Genomic DNA, 20,128 nt, shown 5'->3' on the forward strand with positions numbered 1-20,128 from the left:
ATAAGAGATGGACCAAGAAAATGAGATGCAACGGGAACAAAGAGGTTCTGTTTGGGAAGTATTGAAGACAGCTACTCGACTAGGATTGACTTCTTTTGGAGGGCCTATTGCTCATTTAGGATATTTTCGAGAAGAATATGTGAACCGGCGAAAATGGTTAGATGAAAAAACATATGCCGATTTAGTAGCACTGTGTCAATTTTTGCCGGGTCCAGCGAGCAGTCAGGTTGGCATGGGGATTGGGTTTATACGAGCTGGTTTTTGGGGAGCTATTGCTGCCTGGGTTGGATTTACTCTTCCCTCCGCCATTGCACTTATCTTGTTGGCCTATTTTTTAAAAGGAACTTCCTTCCGTGAGACAGGCTGGCTCCATGGATTGCTGGTTGTGGCAGTCGCTGTAGTCGCTCAAGCGGTGTGGGGCATGGCCAAAAACTTTGCGTCCGATCCGCCGCGTGCCACCATTGCAATCGCAGCGGCTATGTTGGCTTTAATGATTCCGAGTGTTTTTAGCCAAGTGGGAATCATTGTTGGCGCTGGAATCGTAGGGTGGTTTTTATTCCGAAACACGCCAGATTCAAAACCAGTTCCGATGTCTATTTCGTTTAATAAAAAGGCAGCCAGTGCCTTGCTCATTTTATTTTTTGCTTTGTTAGGGCTGCTTCCTGTAGTCCGTCAGTTCACTGGTTCTAATCTGGTTGCACTTTTTGACAGCTTCTATCGCTCTGGCGCCTTGGTATTCGGCGGAGGACATGTTGTGCTTCCCTTGCTACAAGCAGAAGTGGTTCCTACAGGATGGTTAACAGCCAATCAATTTTTAGCTGGGTACGGAGCAGCACAAGCAGTACCCGGGCCATTGTTTACCTTCGCATCGTACTTAGGAATGATTAGTTTTGGATGGGAAGGAGCTGTAGTGGCAACTCTTGCTATTTTTCTTCCTTCTTTTCTGTTAATCATCGGAGCCCTTCCTTTTTGGAATTGGCTTCGTCATCATCCCCATTTTCAAGCAGCACTGTACGGCATCAATGCAGCGGTTGTGGGCATCTTACTTGCAGCACTATACCATCCTGTATGGACGAAGGCGATTAAAAGCCCGTTAGATTTTTGCCTTGCTTTAGCTGCCTTTGGATTATTAACGGTCTGGAAGTGTCCGCCTTGGATTGTCGTTGTATTTTCCGCCGCCACAGGGGCTCTTCTTTCCTTTGTTTCGTAAAATATCCGCCAGCAAAGCCGGATTCGCTTTTAAGGGAACCCGGCTTTTTCTAAATTTATTCGATCAATTCAATGATATTCTAGGAACAACCTATTGAACGGCTAAAAGAGTGACGGAATCGGTTGAAGCCAAACGGGCTGATTGCCATTACACTCCAGCCTCACAAAGTTTGTCCTTTCTTCGCCACAAAAAGTCTCCTCCCAAGTAGACTCTTAGGAACATCAAATCAGATGTCCTTTTTTTGTTGTCTACTTGTAGGGGAGAATACCACTTCTCGTTAAAGAATGACTTTGTATGAGTACAATTATTACATGTTACACGTCCTGGTTGTAAGTGTATGAATTCTTCATGCATATGCTTTATCTAAGAAGAACCGTGTTTTATTTTATAATTCACTCATCAGTATCGTTAAAGCCATCCCAAAAAATCCAAAAACCATTCCTATGAGCCATCCGATTCCAGGACTTCCTAACCAAGCTCCCAATCCTCCGCCGAGAAACATGCAGCCAACAAACACTAAACCTCCAACGGTCCATTTTCGCTGCTTCATAATTCCCCCCCTTTTTAATTAAAATATGTAGCTAAATAACCTTTCTTGCACATAATATGTTATAGATATTAGAGTCTCTTAAGGTTATATGAACAAAATATCTCTTCAGCAACCATTTAATTGGGGACGCTTACAAGAGGTATGTAATGAGTATTTCCGTTCGCAGCCAAGTGAAGTGGGAGAAGGAGGGGAGTTGCTTCTTTATACATAAGCGGCAAGGCACTGTTACGGGAGAAGTTATAGCAATATAACTGCAAGAACTAAGAACCTGTACATTTTCGTACACCACCATTTCGCAACCTCTACTTCTAATGTTTCCATGGGTTTTAATAATAAGTATTTTTAGAGGTGGTGCGTTGTTGATTTTTGGCCAAAAGAGAAACCGCCCTATAATAAGAGCGGTTAATTGTAATATCGAACACCATTAGTTAAACAACTTTACTGAACCGCAAACTCCAGCTCTTCACCTCCATATTTTTGAATGAAAGTCCCAGCATCACGATCTCTCCCAAAGCCGTTTTGTCACTATCCGCTCCCACCACTTCCACGGCAGTACATTTTTCAAGACAATTCCTAATTTCACGCCTTTGCCAACCGGATACCGCAATTTCGGATAGGGAGACTTTGCCACTTGCACAATCTGTCGGATCACTTCATCCGGAGCAGGTGCCGTGTCGGCAACCTGATTGACATATTTCAAAATCGCCTTCATCTCTTTCGCATAAGGAGAATTCGGATGGATCGTTACCGCTCCCAACCCTTTTGACCAGATATCTGTTTTATAGGACCCCGGCTCAATCAAAACTACATGAACGCCATACGGCAGCATCTCTAAACGCAAAGACTCGCTGAATCCTTCCACCGCAAACTTGGATGCCACATAAGGTCCCATAGAAGGGAAGCCGATCCGTCCGCTGATGCTGCTTATATTCACAATCTTGCCGCTTCTGCGTTCCCGCATCGACGGCAAAACAGCTTTCGTTACTGCCACCAAGCCGAAAAAATTAGTTTCAAATTGCCGCCGCCATTCTTCAACAGCAAGTTCCTCCGTGAAGCCGCTCGCTGCATAACCCGCATTGTTCACCAACAGATCAATTCGTCCATAACGGCGAATCACATCCTGAATCACCGTTTCTACGGCGGAAAAATCGGTCACATCCAATTGGACAATCTCAATCCGATCTGTTACACCCGCTTCTTTAGCTGCCGCTTCCAGCCGTCCTTTGTTATTCAAGTTTCTCATTGAAGCCAGCACGCGATAGCCTTCGCCGGCAAGTACCACACTTGTCAGCAAACCAAAGCCGCTTGAAGCTCCTGTAACAAACGCAACCGGTTGCTTGTCAGAAGTCTGATCCACAAGATTCCCTCCAGCTATTAACTATTTCTAACTATTGGAATTGTATCATAAAAATAATGGAATAAATTTTGCGAAATTTGTTTCAAGAAGGATAATTGTATGCGAATGGTCGAACTGTATCTTCAGTAAGAGAAGCGATGCAAATAGAGAGGTGGTTCGGATGAACAGATCTTGGATTATATTGGTAGTCGTTTATATCCTTGGCTTTTCTTTTTCGGTATACCGCTACACACAACTTCCGCTGATAGTCGAGGATTCGGGAAAATTGCTGCCAACTTCGATTAAACAAATTCGCTCGGCTACTGATGAACGGTCTCTTCAAGAATGGATTCAAGCGGCTGCCAAACAAGGAGAAAAAATTTCTGTGGCTGGCATGCAGCACAGCCAGGGCGGACATACCTATTACCCCGGTGGGATCGTGATTGACATGAAATCGTACGATAAAATCTTAGCATATCACCCAGAAGCAAAAATGATACGCGTTCAAAGCGGAATTACTTGGGAAAAAATCCAACAACACATAAATCCTGATGGTTTGGCGATACGAGTCATGCAATCGCAAAATATTTTCACCGTTGGCGGTTCATTGAGTGTGAATGTCCACGGTCGAGATATTCGCTATGGCTCTTTGTTGGATTCTGTGGAATCATTCCGTTTGCTGCAGGCCGATGGTTCTATTATTGAAGTAAGCCGAACGCAACATCCGGAACTATTTAATCTTGTCATCGGCGGCTATGGGTTATTTGGGATTATTTTAGATGTTACACTGAAATTGACAGATGACGAGCTTTACCAAATGTATACCCATAAAATAGATTACAAAGATTATGCCTCTTATTTTAAAGAGAAAGTACGAGCCAATCCTGCCATTCGGATGCATATGGCTCGCATTTCCGCTGCTCCTGAGTCTTTCTTAAAAGAAATGTATGTGACCAATTATTTATTGTATGAAGACCAATCCCTTCGTGAAAAATATCAACCGTTGAAAAAAGAAACGATCATTGCCTTGCCGAAATTTTTGTTAGGATTATCACGATACAGTGATTGGGGGAAGCAAATACTCTGGGATACACAGCTTGCTTATTTCCAAAGCAAAAATGGCGACCTCATTACTAGAAATAACGTGATGCGCTCCGAAAGCCAATTCATGGAGTATGAAAACCCGAACAGAACAGAAATCCTTCAAGAATATTTTGTTCCTGTTGATGAATTCGCTTCTTATATCGATGATTTACGGAAACTTCTGAAAAGAGAGGACTTGAATTTATTGAATATCACCATACGGTATGTGGAAGAAGACAAGCAAGCGGTTCTTTCGTATGCGAAAGAAGACATGTTTGCCTTAGTACTCTTAATCAATCAGGGGCGAAGCGCAAAAGAAGTAGAAAAGACGCAAAAGGTCTTGAGGAAGATGATTGATGTTACTTTAGATCACCGAGGTTCTTATTATCTCCCTTATTATCCGTATCCAACGAAAGAACAACTGCATAGAGCCTATCCAAGAGCCAAAGAGTTTTTTGAAAAAAAACGCCAATATGATCCCGACGAGGTTTTCGTCAATCTCTTCTACAAGGAGTATGGAAAATGAATTATCAACGATTTGTAGCAGCGCAAAGTTTCGTTATGACAGCAGGCAGCATTGTGTTTCCATTTTACTTATTATTTATTCGAAATATCGGTGATAGCTATTCGCAATTCGGCTTGGCTTATGGTTTATTTGCTTTGACAGCGGCTTTATCCCATGTATGGATTGGGAAGCTCACGGACCGTTATGGCGATCGCATAATGTTGTTAGTATATGCATGGGGGATGGCTGGGTTGATGTTATTGATTCCTATTTCAACAGAAATATGGCAAATATACTTTATCCAGATTGTGATGGGATTGCTTGGTGCCGTTCAAAAAACGACAGAAAAGACCAGCCTTTCCAGATTCACTGAACCCGCTACCGCTGGAAAAACAATTGGTTACTATCATTTTTGGACATCGATTTGGCCAGCAATCGCCGTCATTGCCACCGGCTATCTCATCGATTTCTTAACGATTGGGAGTTTATTTTATTTCGCGTCTTTGCTATATATGGCAGCCGCACTTAAATTAACATCCACTGTTAATAGAAATTAGTGATGGATGGCCAGGATTTTTGGAAATTATACTTAATGTAAGATGGTAATTTAGAAATATTTTACTTTTTGTTTAATGAAAGCGATTTACATCATTGATACAATAATGTAAATAATCCAAAATTCGTTGATCGCGATACTAAAAGCGAGTGGATTGTGGTAGCAGTACTTTCTTCCATGTTTTAAACGTTTCTTTAGCAGAAACTGCTTTATTGACATCTTTTTGTTAGAGATCATCAGCTAACACATGTTGCATAAAATATCAACTCGTTCTCCACGGTAAATCTTCCAACAGACTTGTTCTAAAAAATATTGGGAAACTAGATTGCCTAGTTAGTAATTGTACAAAAGCCACGAATATATTGTCGGATTACTAAATTATTTGAAAGGGGAGTACACATGATGGAACAACAAAAACTGTTAATTAATGGTGAGAGGCTAAAAAATACGCTTGAACAATTTGCAAATTTCGGACGTATTTGACCATTCAAGATTTTAACGAGAAATGGGCAGAACGAAAGTTGCGAGGATTTGCCGAAGCGCAAGAAGCCCTTCAACGAATGTTTGAAGAACGTTATCATTAACCAAATAATGTAAATAGATGAGATGAGGGGATTCTCCCTTCCCCCCAGGAGACTGAATATTCAGTCTCCTGGGGGGGAACCAGTCTCCCTCTATTCCAAATCTATTTCAGAGATACCCTATCTATCTTACATTACACAAAATTCTTGACGGTACCCGTCGTGACTAAACTTTCATGACCGAGTAATTCTTGTACCGTTCGCAAATCAACATTTTCTTTATTTTCTTGTATTAATAATGTAGCAAACGTATGCCGCAAATGATGGAGTGAGAACCGCTGAGGTGGCAGACCTGCTTTTTGTAAGATTTCCTTAAATATCTTATGTAAACCACGCAGGTTCAGTTTTTTACCGTTTTTATTTAAAAATACCGGTTGAGAAGGATGGAGCTGATATTCTTCTAAACTTCCCATATAGCTTTTCATTAAAGGGACAACCATGGGATGAAGGGGGAGTAAGCGCTCTTTTTTTCCTTTCCCATAAATACGCATCGTGTTGTTAGATAAATCAATTGTTTTTGTTGAGATTAAGAATTATGAAAGAAGGATTGCGGAATCTGCTCTTGTTTCATACAGGACGATGCCTCCACTCAATTTATCAGTAATTGTGAAAAGCAGCCCGGAGCATAAGGAATAAAGCGGCGTGATGAGACAGTACTTGCACTTTACTGTCTCTTTTTTTGTTTTGCGATTTATTTCCATTCATTAATTAAAGTGGGGAAGGGATTATTACGAATATTTTAATTTATATAGACAATAAGAACATTTGTTCTTATAATATATTTTAAATAAATATGGAAGGGGTTTTAAAGATGACAAGAAAAAATATAAAACGAACGTTGGAGATAGACGAAATTATAAAACTTTATCTTGAAGGTGCTAGTACCACCGAAATTGCAAAGCTTTCCAATGTGTCCCCAAGATATATAAGAATGATTTTGTCTGATCATAATATTGAAAAAAGGCCGTTTGGTAGTTGGAAGCGTAAGTATAAGTTATAAAAATATGGCTTATATCTTAGGTTTTTTTATAGCGGACGGTTTTGTCTCCAATGATTTTCAGACGATCGGATTCGCGCAAAAAGAAAAATATATTTTAGAACAAATCAGAGACGAATTAGGGTCTAATCAACCACTTTATCAAAATAAGCAAACTGGTGTTTATATGTTATATCTCAATAGCAAAGTTATGAAAAACGATTTAATGGAGATACATGGTATCACACCAAATAAATCACTGGATATAAAATTTCCGTATGTTCCAGAAGTGTATTTAAATCATTTTATAAGAGGTTATTTTGACGGTGATGGAAATATTAATTCTCATGGATATGTAGTCAGTTTTGTTGGCGGATCTTTGGATTTTATGACAGCATTAGAGAATCATTTAAAAGCTCGAGGATTTGAAATGTACTTAACCAAAAACGAAAAACATATTCGTTTATATATGAGCGGCAGAAAAACGATTAAGGAATTTTATGACTGGATTTATCACGATAAAGGATTATATTTAAAACGCAAATTTGAAGCGTTCCCAGATAAAAATATGGATGCAGAAACATTGCAAAATGCGAAATTTAAAAAGACAAAACAAGCTGTTGCAGCAAGAAAAAAAGCTTTTAAAAAAGCTTTTATCGATGAATATCGAAAAAGTTATTGCGTTCATCAAGCATGTGAAACAGTTGGAATTACATTAGGAACGTATTATACATGGTTGAAGCGTGACAAATCATTTAGCGAAGAATTTTATAAAATTAAAGAAAGGGAAGTTAAGTAACTAATAACTGCTTTATATTTTTTAAATTTCGGTTGACATAATATAAAGTGAAACGATAAAAAAATGATAAAACAGTAAGTTAACTTAATAATCGCGAATAAACTTTGATAATTCGTACAAAAGAATGATAATTGCAGACAAAAAATAAATTGAGTTAATTTATAATACATATTAGCACGCGCGTTCTTATTTGTCTAGAAAAAGATAGCAAAATATGTAAGAGAGAAGTAGAATAAAATGTTCTAACTATTCAATCCCTCGACACTATTATTCACGATACACAAAACCTATTGCTTTCTTTGTTTGAATATCCACCAAAATTTAAGCAATAAATAATTTCTTAATTTGAACTAAAACATAGCAGGGTGAATTTCCTATTGCGAATTGTCCTGCATTTTCTTTTTATATGAGCGTTATTTATTTAAAGTACAAAAGATATATTCTAATATTCATTGCTTATTGAATACCTTTACAATTTCGTGAACACCTTGATATTTCAAAAAATTCCAATTAAAATTGAATTGTAAATTTTGTATATTATGTATATGGTGTATATGTAATACATATACAGTTAAAAGAAGTTTTTTTATGAAAATAATTATTAAAAACGGTTCCGAACAACCTTTATATCAACAAATAAAAGATCAAATTAAAGGTGCCATTCTCCGTCAAGAATTAAAAGAAGGAGAAAAACTACCTTCCATTCGTTCATTAGCAAATAATTTGCATGTTAGTGTTCTTACAACGAAAAGAGTATATGAAGAGTTAGAGAAAGAAGGCTTTATTGTAACTATTGTAGGAAAGGGGTCATTTGTAGCGTCTGAAAACATGGAAATGTTATCGGAATTTAAAAGGCATCTGGTGGAAAAAAAGCTCTCAGAAGTGTGGCAAATGGCTAGAACTCTTGGAATATATAAAGAAGAACTTTACTCAATGATGGATATCATTTTTGAAGAGGATGATGAATGATGAAAGCCGTTTTAGAGGTGATGGTGTTGCAAAACTAGAGTAAAAACTCGAAGTTATGCATAAGGATGCAACATAACACATGCAGTACATATCGATGAAATCCATACCATCTTGGCTGTTCCAACCCGTCACTCTTTAACTCATTAAATACTCGTTCAATCTCACGACGAAGTCCAAACAGCCATTGGCCAAATCTCGTTTTCAAAAAGACAGGAAGAACCCGGCCATAGGCATCTTTTCGTTCCTCGCTATTGCGGCGGTTGATAGGGGAAATGAATAGGATTCCTGACTGCTCTGCTGTTTGACGAACCTTTTCACTGTCATACGCGGCATCGCCCAATACAAATTCGATATCCCACTGCTTTAAAGAAACAAGCAATTCTGGTGCTACTGCCGCATCATTTCGATTCGCTGTGGTCAACACATGAGATAAAATGATTCCCTCGGCGGTGGTGCAGAGATGGAGTTTATATCCTTTAAACCAGTGATATCGGGTGGACACTCCCCACTTCGCCTGTGAATCGTAAAGACTGCTTCGAAGGGCTGTGCTGTCGATCAGCACGATTTGCGGATAACGTACTTCTAGATCTTTGAGCAGCTGTGCATGAAAAACAGGAAATCCTTGTTCCCGGAACCACTTCGCCGCACGGGAAAACGTAGAAAGGTGAGGGACTTCACCAAGCCCACAGGCCCGTTGAAAACAGCGAAAACGCTGCAGGATGCGCACTAATTTTCGCAAGGAATCAATGGAAAAATAGGTTTTCAAAAAGAAACATTTCAACAACGATTTTTTCGACACCGGCGGTCTTCCTGTCACATACGGTGTTTCCGGCAATGATAGCGAGTCGATATACCGAAATAATGCTTCTAAAATTGGGTCAATTTCATAAGTCCATGCATGTTCGCTGTTCCAATTGGAAATCATAATTGTGTCCACCCCTTGGAGAGTTGTTTTTTTGGTCACTGTATATGATTTCCAAGGTGGTGGATTTTTTATGTGCATTTATGCATTCGTTATGCGTTTTGCAACACGTTCGAGGTAAATAACTTAAAAAAAGAGTTAGGTAGTTTCAGCTTAGAACAATTAACTTTTTCACTAAAGGAAGGCTGCATAACAGGATTCATCGGTGTAAATGGTTCTGGGAAAACAACAACAATTAAAACCATTCTTGGACTTTATCCCAAAGATGGCGGTAGCATTAAATTTTTTGGCAAAGAGATGGAAAAAAATGAATACGAAATAAAAAATCGCATTGGTGTAGTTTTAGACGAAGGCTATTTTTATGAAGAGATGACATTGAAAGAAATGAAGAGTATTATTGCCCCGGCATATACGAATTGGGATGAATCTGTTTTCTTAAACTACATAAATTGTTTCAATTTAAAATTAAACCAGAAAATTGCCACTTTATCGAAAGGTATGCGTATGAAATTTGCTATTACTTTAGCTCTATCTCACCATGCGGATTTATTAATAATGGATGAACCAACAAGTGGGCTTGATCCATTAATTCGTAATGAGTTAATGGAAATACTTTTAGATTTCATGGAGGAAGAGGGGAAAAGTGTTTTCTTTTCTACTCATATTACGTCTGATTTAGAGAAAGTAGCAGATATGCTTATTCTAATCGACAATGGCAAAATCGTATTCAATGAAAGTAAAGACGAAATATTAGAGAGACACGCTTTGATAAAAGGTGATAATAGTTTAATAAATGAACACTCGACTAAATTATTTTTAAGATTACGTCAAACACCATTTGGATTCGAAGGAATTACTAATAAAGTAGACCAAGTATGTGAGCAAATGAAAGATATTATTATAGAAAGACCCACCATTGAAGATGTAATGTTGGCTTATGTAAAGGAGGGATAAAATTGTTACTTCATCTCGTTAAAAAAGATTTAATTTTGGCAAAAAAGTATCTATTAGTTATGCTTATTTTTGCAATTGTAGCACCTATATTTATCAATTCAAAATTAGGGCTAAGTAACGGCAGCTTTATAAGTTTTCTTATTACTGTTTTATTTGTGGAATATATTTTGTTTAATATGATTTCGCTTCAAGAGGATAAATATAGAGGATCAGCTCTCCTTTGTATAACTCCACATACTCGAAATGGTGTTATTAAAGCAAAATACGTATTTATTCTCGTGATTTTTATTGCGTGCTTTCTTTTATATAATCTTGCTGCAGCAATTGGTGCATCATATGGGTTAACACGGTTAAGTATTTATAGTGTAGGAGTAGCTCTTCTTATTATTTCTGTTTTTTTCGGTATATTAATTCCTGTTCAAACCAAATTTGGGTATGAAAAAACAAAATATATTTTTCTCATTATGATCTTTTTAACTCCGTTTACGCTGCCAACTATTATTGAATGGTATCAAAATAATAATATTTTCAATATTGACTTACCAATACCTCAATCTATAAAGGTTTTGATACCTTTTGTTATAGCCGTTTTGATGGCATCGATTTCAATGCTCATATCAATCCGAATCTTTTCAAAGAAAAACTTATAATTTATAGGGTGAATATAAATGAAAATAATCATATTTTTACTTCTTTTTATTGCTTTAATGTTCGCATTCAAAAAAAATTAGAGATAAATAACAAACAAAATTATCCATAAAAAAGATTATTAAAGGGTAGCCTCAGAAAAATAGAACAACGTAAAATGAGAATTGCAGATAGAAAGCTGGTTTCTTTAAATATGAAAAAGATGCCTTGCAATAAAAAGTTTGTACAAAGTTTCTTGTTTTTTTATACAAACTTTTTTGTCGTATTATGTCAAGGAAACGGACACGTTAAACAGAGAGAAATAGCTGAACTTAGTCAGCTACTTTTCTCTGACTAGCGTAGTAAGCAGCCTCAAATTCACATGGCTATACATAGCCAAAGGCGGAATGACTTCTCTTATGGTTATAGAAGCTTTACAGTTTACTTAATCTTTTAGTTATTTAAGCAGAACACCCGCAAAATGCGCGGGTGTTTTGCTTACAACCATTTTTTAACTATCCCGAAAATTAGCATTTTCATCATTTGTTGATGACGCAACGCGGCATGGAAGTCTATCCTGAAAGTGAATATTTTCATCCTTGCTGATGGTGTCGCAATTATGCGGTACTGTTGTCTTCCATGGAAGAATAGAATTTCTTGCATCATCTGTGGTGCTGTGAAATGCGACATGGGTGGCTAATAGGGAAGGTTAGTTGAAAAAGGATTTGATTTTAATTTGTAGAAATTATCGGTGTGGAAAATAGTTCTTTTTAGAAAGGAAGGAATAAGATGCGACAAATCATTGCTCTAGGCGGCGGAGGGTTCTCAATGGAACCGGATAACCCGTTATTGGATTTGTACATATTGAAACAAACAAAAAAAACTACTCCAAAGATTTGTTTTATCCCCACTGCTAGCGGGGATTCAGATCATTATATATCAAGGTATTATAACTTCTTTAATAAACAAAATTGCAAACCTTCTCATTTATCTTTATTTAAACCGCCAACAAGAGATTTAGAGGGGTTTATACTGGAGAAGGATATTATATATGTCGGTGGGGGAAATACAAGAAACTTATTAGTTTTATGGAAAGAGTGGGGGTTAGATGATATTTTAAGAAAAGCTTGGAACCAAGGGATTGTTTTAGCCGGCATTAGTGCTGGTTCTATATGTTGGTTCGAGGAAGGCGTCACAGATTCATTTGGAGAGGAATTAGAAGCAATGAAATGCTTAGGCTTTCTAAAAGGCAGTCATTGTCCGCATTATGATGGAGAGTTAGACATAAGGCATTCATATCATAAACTAATTTATTCTGGAGCCATACAAGCTGGTATTGCAGCAGATGATGGAGTTGCCATCCATTATATTGAACAAAACATAAGTAATATAGTTAGTTCTAGACCAAAGGCAAAGGCTTATAAAGTTTATTTGGATAACAAGGTGATGAAGGTGATAGAGGAAGAGCTTCAGACAAATTTTTTAGGTTCCTGTTAAGCCGATATGGAAGAACGAATTAACTTCAACATCTGTGGTGAAGCTCACTTTATGGTTGGCTAACGGTTAGTGTTAGTTGAACAGGACATACAAAAAAGACCGATTGATGATATTATCCCCTTTAAGCAGACAGTGTAAAAAGCCCATTTTTAATAGTTGGGTGTTACACTATATTTGGAGGGGATTTTTTATGGCACGAAAAGGACAAACATTTCACCGTTATACGGAGGAATTCAAACAAAGAGCTATTCACACGTATGAGAATGAGGGAATGAATTATCAAGAATAATGTAGAGGAAATAAGAACTTAAAGTCAAAGTGAACACACATTGAGAAAGAAACAGTAAGATAAAAAAGAATTGATACTTCTGCCACAAAAGGAATCAAAAAGAGACATCATTCTTTTCTTACTCAATTCCCACCACCGTCTTTGGTGTCGCGAAATACGGCATGGGTGGCGAACGAGAGCATTACTTCAATAAACAGGAAGTAATGCCTTTTTTATTGAAGTGAAGAGCAGTTTAATTTAAGAATAAATATCAGAAAAATGGAAATTATGTTATAATTAACAAAACAATTCAAGGAGGATTATTATGAATAAAAAAATAAAAATTGGTATCGGTGTATTCGGCATATTCGCATTAGGTATAGGGCTTTTTGCTTTCGCATTTGTACAAAGCATGAAGCCAGATGAGGATGAAGTGAAAAAGGTAAAAATACAAGCACAGGAATATATAAAAAATACATTTAAAGATGAAATTGTTATTTATGACACACTATTTGATAATATGGGCAACTTCCCAACATTTGATTACGCTGCTAAAGCAGAGAACAAAAAGGATCATACACAGTTTTTAGTCTACTACAATGAAGAAACAAAACAGATGGAAGACTCCTATATTGCGGAGAAGTGGGAAAAGGAATTAGAAAACAATATACGTCCTTATATTGAGCAAAAACTTGGAGCGTTGGACAAATTGTGGGTAGATTATGACGAAAGGACCGGAATAACATATAACGTTAATCCAAATGAGCCAAGTAGTTATAAAGAATACGATGCGGCACCTACTATTATCATATCTGTACCTAGAAAGCCGGCTAAAAAGGATGAAGAAATTTTTAATGAGATTGTATCATTTATTCAAAAGAACGCTGGATTAAAACATGGAATGATTTCCATTAGTTATGTTAAAAAAGGTGTACCATTAGATGATAAAGAATGGCACAAGACCTTTTAACAAATTCTAAAGAGCATATTTATAAAAAGTCAAGTCCAAATTATTTTGTAAATTTCCCTTTGATAGACATCATGGGCCTGATGATTTGACGTATGGTAGGTAAGTCTGAAAATTAGCATTTTCATCCTTCTGATGGTGCCGCCGATGCATGGGTGGCTAACGAAGCAGTTTAGTTCAATAAAAAATATAATCTTTGGATGGTATAATTAGGATATTACTTCTTAACTTTGGGGGATAGGAATGCTAAAAAGAAAATATGGAGACCGTTCGTATCGAAGGAAGGGGTGACATATGTGAAAATGAGAACAGAACAAGAAATGTTGGATTTAATCATAACATTTGCTAAGCAAGATCATCGTATACGTGGAGTGCTAATGAACGGTTCTCGTGTAAATCCAAATATAAATAAAGATATATTTCAAGATTATGATATTGTATATTTAGTTACAGATGTTGAACCATTTAAAGATGAAAACTATATTTTGTCTCGCTTTGGGGAAGTAATGCTTATGGAAAAACCTGAAGATAAAATTTTTCCACCTCCCATTGGCGATGGCCGTTATACATATTTAATGCAATTTATGGATGGAAACCGAATTGATATGCATTTTATGCACACTAGTAAAGTGGATGAACTAATTAAGGATAGTTTGACAAAGGTTCTACTAGACAAAGACCACAATATTCCAGATATCCCACCTCCAAGTGAACAAAGTTATCTTATAAAAAAACCAACGGAAAAATTATATAACGATTGTTGTAATAGTTTTATATGGGGATTAGGATCTCATATTCCAAAAACTATTTGGAGACAAGAATTACCATTGTTAATGCGTTTAATAGATGTTGTTTTACGTGAGCCATTAATTCAAATGCTTGAGTGGCATATAGGAATTAAAACAGATTATAAATACTCAATTGGAAAAGGGGGAAGACATTTAAAAAAGTTCTTAGAGCCTGAAATTTGGAATGACTTTGAGAAGACGTATACAAATGCGAATTATGATAATATTTGGGATTCGTTATTTTTATTTCATGACTTATTCAAAAAAACAGCTAAACATGTTGGGCAAGTATATGGTTTTCCGTTTCCTGAAGAAGAATGTAAAAGAGCATTAGAGTTTCTAAAACACGTAAAAGACTTGCCGCAAGATGCAAAATCAATCTTTTAAATAAAGATACGATGGAGGGGAAAAGAGATGGGAGATGTAGCGATAAGAACAGCGAATCAAGAAGATATTCCGCAGCTTTGCAATTTATACAGATAATTGTTTTTAGCAGTTAAAAAATGAATGTATCAAATGACAAATAAGAGTATCCGTTTCATTGAATATTAACTCATACGCCACATTACTTGATATGGAGCATCTGCGGTCATGATTCTACGTAAAAGGGGAAATAAATTATATATGGTTTCACAGGCAAGATAGTCTATCATGACCGCCTATAAAGTTATAAATTTATAACAGAAATAGATGCATATGCTTAATTGCTAAATTGTGCTCCTTATCCCGCAGAAAACATCTCTTTTGATGAGAGTTTAATGTTTTCATATTTAGAAAATCCAGAAATTCTTTAATTTCTGTTCCTTTCTAACACGCCGATTTGATGACTAGTGATAAAGATCCAAGGTGATTCAACTCTTTGAGTATTAGTATTTATTGGCAGTAAAAAGTGAGGAAAAAGCCGTTCCTTATTATTAACTTTTTCATATATTTGGATTGTTTTATTGTTAAAATCAACCTTCTCCCGCTTCAAATCAACAACTTCCTGTCTGTGCATTCCAGTCGCAGCAAGCAATTAAAAAGCAGATGATATCGCCAGCTTTAACATGGTGTATTGCAATGAGTTCTTTGGATGCCTACGAGGGAAGATGGTGTACCTTCTATATGTGCTGTATTAGCAGGTATATAGTGTCCTCCGTAAGGGACACTTTGGACATCCCTATATGGCTACTTCCCTTGTTGAACAGAGGAGGGCGGCTTGTTTCCTTTGAGCAACAACGGCCAAAGGAAACAAACAAGAATCCCCCACTTCCATCGTCCATTAGCCGGTAAGTGGGGGTAGTTCGATCCTTTTTGTACAGGAGGTGTTTGAATAATTAATGCGTTCCTAAAAACCCGTACATAAATAGAAAAGTAAAGATAAAGGTTAATACGGCACCTAGTATTGTTTGATTAAGTGTGTTTCCATTACTGTGTAAATTTTTTAAAAAGCTTGCTAAATTTAAAAACCACAAAACACCTATTATTGGTAAAACAAGTAAGTATATATATTCCATTTAAAGAACTCCCTTTTACTTGTTAAGTATAGATTAATACAAAAGTTATTAAAATATTTTAATTTTTATTCTTTTCTCTAACAAGATAACAAATGTAGGAAGTATAAGATCTACTAATAAGTTAGTGTTAAAGCGTAAGAAGCAGTATCTACTGAAGATGTTGGGGTTATTGATAATCCTGCTGGATATACTGATACACTAGGTTGACCGGAATATAATTTGTGTCCATATTGAATTTTAATATTAATTGTACCATTTTTTGATGTTGGTACATAAACATATTGTCCCATATATCCTTTGTGTAAAGTAAATTCTGTAGAGCTTCTTAAGTCAAATTCACCAGCAACTCCAGCATTTGGTTCCCAATCACTAGGAGTGTAATCAATTGCATAATCTACCCAGTTCCCATTACCTTGTGGATCTTGACTATATCTATGTTGATGTTGTGTTACTGATCCATTACTAGTTGGAAGATAAAATCCTGCACTCGAAGGAAAACCGAAAGTCATTTTATCAACAAGTTCGTAAAAAGGTGATTTCAGCCATTGAAAATTAGCGTAGATATAAAATTTATCGTTGTTTGCCCGATCAGAGGTTACTTTATAAACTGTACCCCATAATTTCATCGTGGAGGAAGAAATTGTACCCATCGTTGTGAAATCACCAGAATTATTCCCTTCATCTTCAAACGAAAATATTTCAGTTTTTGAATCTTTGATGACAGCTTTATCTTTAATTAGTTGTTTTGCAACTTCTAAAGGTAACATATCTATTTCTTCTTCAGTATGTCCTGTTACCTCTTTTAAATATTTTCTTTCTTGTTTTGTTAATTTTTCAGTTTTTGTTTCATCCTTTACTTCTTTCGCGGAACTAAAATCATTGAAGGAAAATAATGAAAAAAGGAACACCAAACTAAATACCAAACTAAATAATGAAATTTTATTTTTTTTCAAATTAATTTCCTCCTTTTAAATATTTTTATACCTCATAATATAACATTTATAGTATTTGTTGTAAATAAAAAACATGAATATTTTTACTTGTTTTAATATTCAGTTATAAAATTTAAAATAGTTATAAGTATTTCTATCAAATATGATTTAGCATATCCTTAATAGGATGAGTTTTTATTGGAAATAGGTATTTCGTTTGAACTCGATGAAACAGAAGAGTTGAAACAAAAAAATAGAGTAGAGATACAAGGATCTGTTCAACGTAAACAATATCTTCAAGCATTATTGAAGGAGAACTGGTATTATGTCAAGAAAATGGACACGTTAAACAGAGAGAAATAGCTGAACTTAGGCAGCTACTTTTCTCTGGTTAGCGTAGTAAGCAGCCTCAAATTCACATGGCGATACATAGCCAAGAGCGGAATGACTCCTTTTTCGGTTGTAGAAACATTCGATGTACTCAAAAATGGCTTGTTTCGCTTCTTTTCGCGTACGGAATCGATTGGGATCAATGCATTCTTTCTTGATTAAGCTATGAAACGACTCCATACAAGCGTTGTCGTAACAGTTCCCACATCTCGACATACTGACTTGAAAATGATGCTCTTGTAACAGTTGTTGATAATCATTCGACGCATACTGGCTTCCACGATCCGAGTGGTGAATCACTCTTCCTGTTGGTTTCTCGCTGTTTAACGCTCGTTGTAAGGCTTTGATTGTAAATTAGCACATTATTTCAGAATCCCTTTTTCAAATTATTTCGGACGGATTCGGAAATAATGTGCAAAATCTTTGCGAATTATTCCAGGTTTTGCAGATTATTTCCGAACGTTTGCACATTATTTCGGATGATTAACTAGAATGAGGATGGATCGGGATGAAACATAACAGGGGCCGATCAGCCCCAGCTGTGTCAGTACCCCATTTCTTCGGCTGCCATACGCACAATGTCTTCGTCAATCATATGTTTTTTTAATTGAGCGCCGTATAACAGGCAAGTGGTGGCGAGGTTGTTGATGATCCGCGGCCACCCCTGCGACTGCAGGGCGATCGCTTCTAAGGCAGCTGGGGTAAAAATCGGGTGTTTCGCCCCCGCCTGTTTCAGGCGGTGTTCGATATATCCTACCACTTCTTCCTTATCAAGAGGCCCCATCTGGTATCGCATGATGATTCGTTGGTGAAGCGGACGGTGTTGATTCAACCGTAGTTTTGCCTGTAAATGGGGCAGCCCCGCCAAAATCAAGACAAACGGATTCGTTGAGTCCATGTGAAAGTTGAACAGGATCGCGATATCCTGCAGAAAGGCATCCTTCGCTAAATGCATTTCATCGAGGATGAACACTGACGTTACCCGTTGTTCATGATACAAGCGCTCGATCCCTTGTTGGATTTGATAAAACAAGTCGACCTTACGGTACTTCGGCTCTTCCCCGAGCCCGAAGGCAAGGCCGCGATAAAAGTCCATCACGCTTCCCGTTGACAATGGAAAATAAACGACGTGATACAGTGACGGATTCAGGGATTCCTTAAACGCCCGAAGGGCGAATGTCTTGCCGGCCCCTGGTTCACCAATCAATAGCCCGATCCCTCTTGTTCGTTTCACGTAGTCCAAAGCGGCGAGGGCCTCTTGATACGAGGCCCCTTGATAAGCCTCTGGTGGATTCGTCTCCTTCGAAAACGGCTCTCGGGAAAGGGAATAAAACGTTTTATACATCGTTTTCGCCTCCCTCTACCGGAACCGTCGCAAACGGTGACCGATGGCGTTTCACATAGGCATTGTCCTCGAAGCGAACAAGGACCGCTTCGGCGACCCGTTGACCGTCTTCATACACATACACGCCTTGTTCATCATAACGGAGTTCGATCGATTGTCCGATGAACCGGGGCGGAACTTCATACAGCTGCTTGTTCAACGTGACCGTACCATCGGCCTTCACTTTACGGTATTCGCGTTTCAAAAAGATCGAGTCGAGCCAATCCGAATCCTCGACGAACGACACCAAATGGACTTGCGATTGAAACACTTCATGTGGCGTCTTCCCGTTCAACGAGGCATGCGGTTTTCGATGGTAATCTTCCTCCAACCACTTCCAAAATCGCTCGTTTAGCTCTTCGAGCGACTTCGGTGAATTCATTTCGAGCAACGGGTAAAACCGCGTCTGTACGGTGCGGAAAAATCGTTCGATTTTCCCTTTGCTTTGCGGATCGTACGGCTGGGTATGGATCAAGGTGATCCCTAACTCCGCGCAGGCGTACTGCAAGGGTTCCGCCCGATAAATCTTGCCGTTATCCGAGTAAATTCGCTTCGGCTTTCCGTATCGAAGCAGCGCTTCCTTGGTTACGATCCGCAACCCGTCAAATTTCTCGGAAGAGAAAAACTGAGCGTACGGTACGACCCGCGAGCAGTCATCGATATAGGCAATCAAAAACGTTTTTTGCGTTTTGCCATTCACGCGAATCAACGGGCCATGGGACAAATCACCTTGCCAGAGCTCATTGACCTGATCGTACGCGAATCGTTTTCGTTCAGGAATCGGTAAAATTTCTTTCCCCACGAGGTTGTATTTTTTTAAAAGTCGGTATATAGTGAAATAAGAGATGGATTGGATTTCCCCCTGCTCGATAAGGTGTTGGTAAAACACCGTCACGGGCATGTGGGGGTGTTTTTTTCTCAGGGCTAAAATGTGATCCTCTTCTTCAGGTGACAGTCTCCGGGAATGGCCACGGTCCGACCGTCGTTTCGGCTTCAGCGCCTCAAAGCCCCCTTTTTTGTACTGCGTGCACCAGTCGAGGATCGTTTTGGCGGCGATGCGTTTCTCTCCATGGTGGGGAACTTGATGGATCCGTTCCGCTACTTCCTTCAAGTACGTTTTTGGATCGACTTGTCCATTCACCAATGGAGCGATCAATCCATACCGAAATAAAGCGATCTCCTGTCTCATCGACTCATTCATTTCGATCTCCTCCTTCGTTCATCCCATTCTAGGACCTTATCGGTCCATCCTGTCTCTATCCTATCGGATCATTCCCCCGACCGTCGAGAGGAAAGGTTTGTGGAATCTATAAATGATTCCATATAAGGGGATATAAG

At 37.8% G+C, this 20,128-nt stretch carries 19 protein-coding genes and 1 pseudogene; 12 read left to right on the plus strand and 8 right to left on the minus strand.

Annotated features, from left to right (window positions below; all coding sequences use genetic code 11):
* The first annotated feature begins 7 nt into the window (after positions 1-7).
* Positions 8-1,210: a chromate transporter gene (locus QSJ37_RS02435; RefSeq protein ID WP_285753387.1), complete on the plus strand. Its 1,203-nt coding sequence runs from the start codon at positions 8-10 to the stop codon at positions 1,208-1,210.
* 385 nt (positions 1,211-1,595) lie between these two features.
* Here the strand turns inward: QSJ37_RS02435 and QSJ37_RS02440 are convergent, their stop codons facing one another.
* Both QSJ37_RS02440 and QSJ37_RS02445 read right to left on the minus strand, forming a co-directional pair.
* On the minus strand, positions 1,596-1,760 hold the full coding sequence (locus tag QSJ37_RS02440; RefSeq protein ID WP_043904782.1) for a hypothetical protein: 165 nt from the start codon (positions 1,758-1,760) through the stop codon (positions 1,596-1,598).
* A gap of 496 nt (positions 1,761-2,256) precedes the next feature.
* Positions 2,257-3,117 (minus strand): oxidoreductase, encoded by an 861-nt coding sequence (locus QSJ37_RS02445; protein WP_285753392.1) that lies wholly within the window; start codon positions 3,115-3,117, stop codon positions 2,257-2,259.
* A 160-nt stretch (positions 3,118-3,277) separates the two neighbouring features.
* Here QSJ37_RS02445 and QSJ37_RS02450 point away from each other — a divergent pair, with 160 nt between their 5' ends.
* Positions 3,278-4,705: an FAD-binding oxidoreductase gene (locus QSJ37_RS02450; RefSeq protein ID WP_015863936.1), complete on the plus strand. Its 1,428-nt coding sequence runs from the start codon at positions 3,278-3,280 to the stop codon at positions 4,703-4,705.
* The gene (locus QSJ37_RS02455) at positions 4,702-5,241 is read left to right on the plus strand and encodes an MFS transporter (RefSeq protein ID WP_062754581.1); all 540 of its coding nucleotides are present in this window, start codon (positions 4,702-4,704) and stop codon (positions 5,239-5,241) included. The genes QSJ37_RS02450 and QSJ37_RS02455 overlap by 4 nt, the downstream gene beginning before the upstream one ends.
* A 714-nt stretch (positions 5,242-5,955) precedes the next feature.
* Here QSJ37_RS02455 and QSJ37_RS02460 read toward each other — a convergent pair.
* Positions 5,956-6,348: a tyrosine-type recombinase/integrase gene (locus QSJ37_RS02460; RefSeq protein WP_352177026.1), complete on the minus strand. Its 393-nt coding sequence runs from the start codon at positions 6,346-6,348 to the stop codon at positions 5,956-5,958.
* A 284-nt stretch (positions 6,349-6,632) separates the two neighbouring features.
* Here QSJ37_RS02460 and QSJ37_RS17910 point away from each other — a divergent pair, with 284 nt between their 5' ends.
* The 3 genes from QSJ37_RS17910 (at position 6,633) to QSJ37_RS02470 (ending at position 8,565) form a co-directional block, all read left to right on the plus strand.
* On the plus strand, positions 6,633-6,821 hold the full coding sequence (locus QSJ37_RS17910; RefSeq protein ID WP_021321621.1) for a helix-turn-helix domain-containing protein: 189 nt from the start codon (positions 6,633-6,635) through the stop codon (positions 6,819-6,821).
* 4 nt (positions 6,822-6,825) lie between these two features.
* On the plus strand, positions 6,826-7,596 hold the full coding sequence (locus QSJ37_RS02465; RefSeq protein WP_352176803.1) for an LAGLIDADG family homing endonuclease: 771 nt from the start codon (positions 6,826-6,828) through the stop codon (positions 7,594-7,596).
* Positions 7,597-8,184: 588 nt separating this feature from the next.
* Entirely contained in the window at positions 8,185-8,565 is a 381-nt protein-coding gene (locus QSJ37_RS02470) for a GntR family transcriptional regulator (RefSeq protein WP_285753397.1), read from the plus strand.
* Between the two features lie 34 nt (positions 8,566-8,599).
* On the opposite strand, the gene QSJ37_RS02475 is transcribed toward QSJ37_RS02470, so the two are convergent.
* Positions 8,600-9,490 carry an ISNCY family transposase gene (locus QSJ37_RS02475; protein WP_011886641.1) on the minus strand — a complete coding sequence of 297 codons (891 nt, stop codon included), beginning with the start codon at positions 9,488-9,490 and terminating at the stop codon, positions 8,600-8,602.
* A 72-nt stretch (positions 9,491-9,562) separates the two neighbouring features.
* On the opposite strand from QSJ37_RS02475, the gene QSJ37_RS02480 reads away from it, so the two are divergent.
* The 5 genes from QSJ37_RS02480 to QSJ37_RS02500 all read left to right on the plus strand — a co-directional run bounded on the left by QSJ37_RS02480 (position 9,563) and on the right by QSJ37_RS02500 (position 14,975).
* Positions 9,563-10,441, plus strand: coding sequence for an ABC transporter ATP-binding protein (locus QSJ37_RS02480; protein WP_285753399.1), 879 nt, complete (start codon positions 9,563-9,565; stop codon positions 10,439-10,441).
* 2 nt (positions 10,442-10,443) lie between these two features.
* Positions 10,444-11,091 carry an ABC-2 transporter permease gene (locus QSJ37_RS02485; protein ID WP_285753401.1) on the plus strand — a complete coding sequence of 216 codons (648 nt, stop codon included), beginning with the start codon at positions 10,444-10,446 and terminating at the stop codon, positions 11,089-11,091.
* Between the two features lie 766 nt (positions 11,092-11,857).
* Entirely contained in the window at positions 11,858-12,565 is a 708-nt protein-coding gene (locus QSJ37_RS02490) for a Type 1 glutamine amidotransferase-like domain-containing protein (protein WP_285753403.1), read from the plus strand.
* A gap of 593 nt (positions 12,566-13,158) precedes the next feature.
* The gene (locus tag QSJ37_RS02495) at positions 13,159-13,803 is read left to right on the plus strand and encodes a hypothetical protein (protein WP_181556987.1); all 645 of its coding nucleotides are present in this window, start codon (positions 13,159-13,161) and stop codon (positions 13,801-13,803) included.
* A gap of 299 nt (positions 13,804-14,102) precedes the next feature.
* A complete protein-coding gene (locus QSJ37_RS02500; protein WP_285754733.1) occupies positions 14,103-14,975 on the plus strand; it encodes an aminoglycoside 6-adenylyltransferase in 873 nt (290 codons plus the stop codon).
* A 1,222-nt stretch (positions 14,976-16,197) separates the two neighbouring features.
* Here QSJ37_RS02500 and QSJ37_RS02505 read toward each other — a convergent pair.
* On the minus strand, positions 16,198-17,037 hold the full coding sequence (locus QSJ37_RS02505; RefSeq protein ID WP_233414714.1) for a hypothetical protein: 840 nt from the start codon (positions 17,035-17,037) through the stop codon (positions 16,198-16,200).
* A gap of 177 nt (positions 17,038-17,214) precedes the next feature.
* On the opposite strand from QSJ37_RS02505, the gene QSJ37_RS02510 reads away from it, so the two are divergent.
* On the plus strand, positions 17,215-17,379 hold the full coding sequence (locus QSJ37_RS02510) for a hypothetical protein (RefSeq protein WP_199427159.1): 165 nt from the start codon (positions 17,215-17,217) through the stop codon (positions 17,377-17,379).
* Positions 17,380-17,385: 6 nt separating this feature from the next.
* Here QSJ37_RS02510 and QSJ37_RS02515 read toward each other — a convergent pair.
* From QSJ37_RS02515 to QSJ37_RS02525, 3 genes and pseudogenes are all read right to left on the minus strand, one after another.
* Positions 17,386-17,754: pseudogene (locus QSJ37_RS02515) on the minus strand (transposase); the annotation flags it as partial.
* Positions 17,755-17,950: 196 nt separating this feature from the next.
* Entirely contained in the window at positions 17,951-18,751 is an 801-nt protein-coding gene (locus tag QSJ37_RS02520; RefSeq protein WP_011229854.1) for an ExeA family protein, read from the minus strand.
* Positions 18,744-19,991: an IS481 family transposase gene (locus QSJ37_RS02525; RefSeq protein WP_014195809.1), complete on the minus strand. Its 1,248-nt coding sequence runs from the start codon at positions 19,989-19,991 to the stop codon at positions 18,744-18,746. Before QSJ37_RS02525 ends, QSJ37_RS02520 begins: the two co-directional genes overlap by 8 nt.
* Positions 19,992-20,128 lie beyond the last annotated feature (137 nt).

Source organism: Parageobacillus sp. G301 (assembly GCF_030268025.1).
In the GTDB taxonomy this organism is placed as follows: domain Bacteria; phylum Bacillota; class Bacilli; order Bacillales; family Anoxybacillaceae; genus Parageobacillus_B; species Parageobacillus_B toebii.

What these genes read in the sequence shown, in the direction of transcription:
- QSJ37_RS02435 (WP_285753387.1), top strand. Translation starts at nt 8, where the DNA reads ATGGACCAAGAAAATGAGATGCAACGGGAACAAAGAGGTTCTGTTTGG.
- QSJ37_RS02440 (WP_043904782.1), bottom strand. Translation starts at nt 1,760, where the DNA reads ATGAAGCAGCGAAAATGGACCGTTGGAGGTTTAGTGTTTGTTGGCTGC.
- QSJ37_RS02450 (WP_015863936.1), top strand. Translation starts at nt 3,278, where the DNA reads ATGAACAGATCTTGGATTATATTGGTAGTCGTTTATATCCTTGGCTTT.
- QSJ37_RS02455 (WP_062754581.1), top strand. Translation starts at nt 4,702, where the DNA reads ATGAATTATCAACGATTTGTAGCAGCGCAAAGTTTCGTTATGACAGCA.
- QSJ37_RS17910 (WP_021321621.1), top strand. Translation starts at nt 6,633, where the DNA reads ATGACAAGAAAAAATATAAAACGAACGTTGGAGATAGACGAAATTATA.
- QSJ37_RS02465 (WP_352176803.1), top strand. Translation starts at nt 6,826, where the DNA reads ATGGCTTATATCTTAGGTTTTTTTATAGCGGACGGTTTTGTCTCCAAT.
- QSJ37_RS02470 (WP_285753397.1), top strand. Translation starts at nt 8,185, where the DNA reads ATGAAAATAATTATTAAAAACGGTTCCGAACAACCTTTATATCAACAA.
- QSJ37_RS02475 (WP_011886641.1), bottom strand. Translation starts at nt 9,490, where the DNA reads ATGATTTCCAATTGGAACAGCGAACATGCATGGACTTATGAAATTGAC.
- QSJ37_RS02490 (WP_285753403.1), top strand. Translation starts at nt 11,858, where the DNA reads ATGCGACAAATCATTGCTCTAGGCGGCGGAGGGTTCTCAATGGAACCG.
- QSJ37_RS02495 (WP_181556987.1), top strand. Translation starts at nt 13,159, where the DNA reads ATGAATAAAAAAATAAAAATTGGTATCGGTGTATTCGGCATATTCGCA.
- QSJ37_RS02500 (WP_285754733.1), top strand. Translation starts at nt 14,103, where the DNA reads ATGAGAACAGAACAAGAAATGTTGGATTTAATCATAACATTTGCTAAG.
- QSJ37_RS02520 (WP_011229854.1), bottom strand. Translation starts at nt 18,751, where the DNA reads ATGTATAAAACGTTTTATTCCCTTTCCCGAGAGCCGTTTTCGAAGGAG.
- QSJ37_RS02525 (WP_014195809.1), bottom strand. Translation starts at nt 19,991, where the DNA reads ATGAATGAGTCGATGAGACAGGAGATCGCTTTATTTCGGTATGGATTG.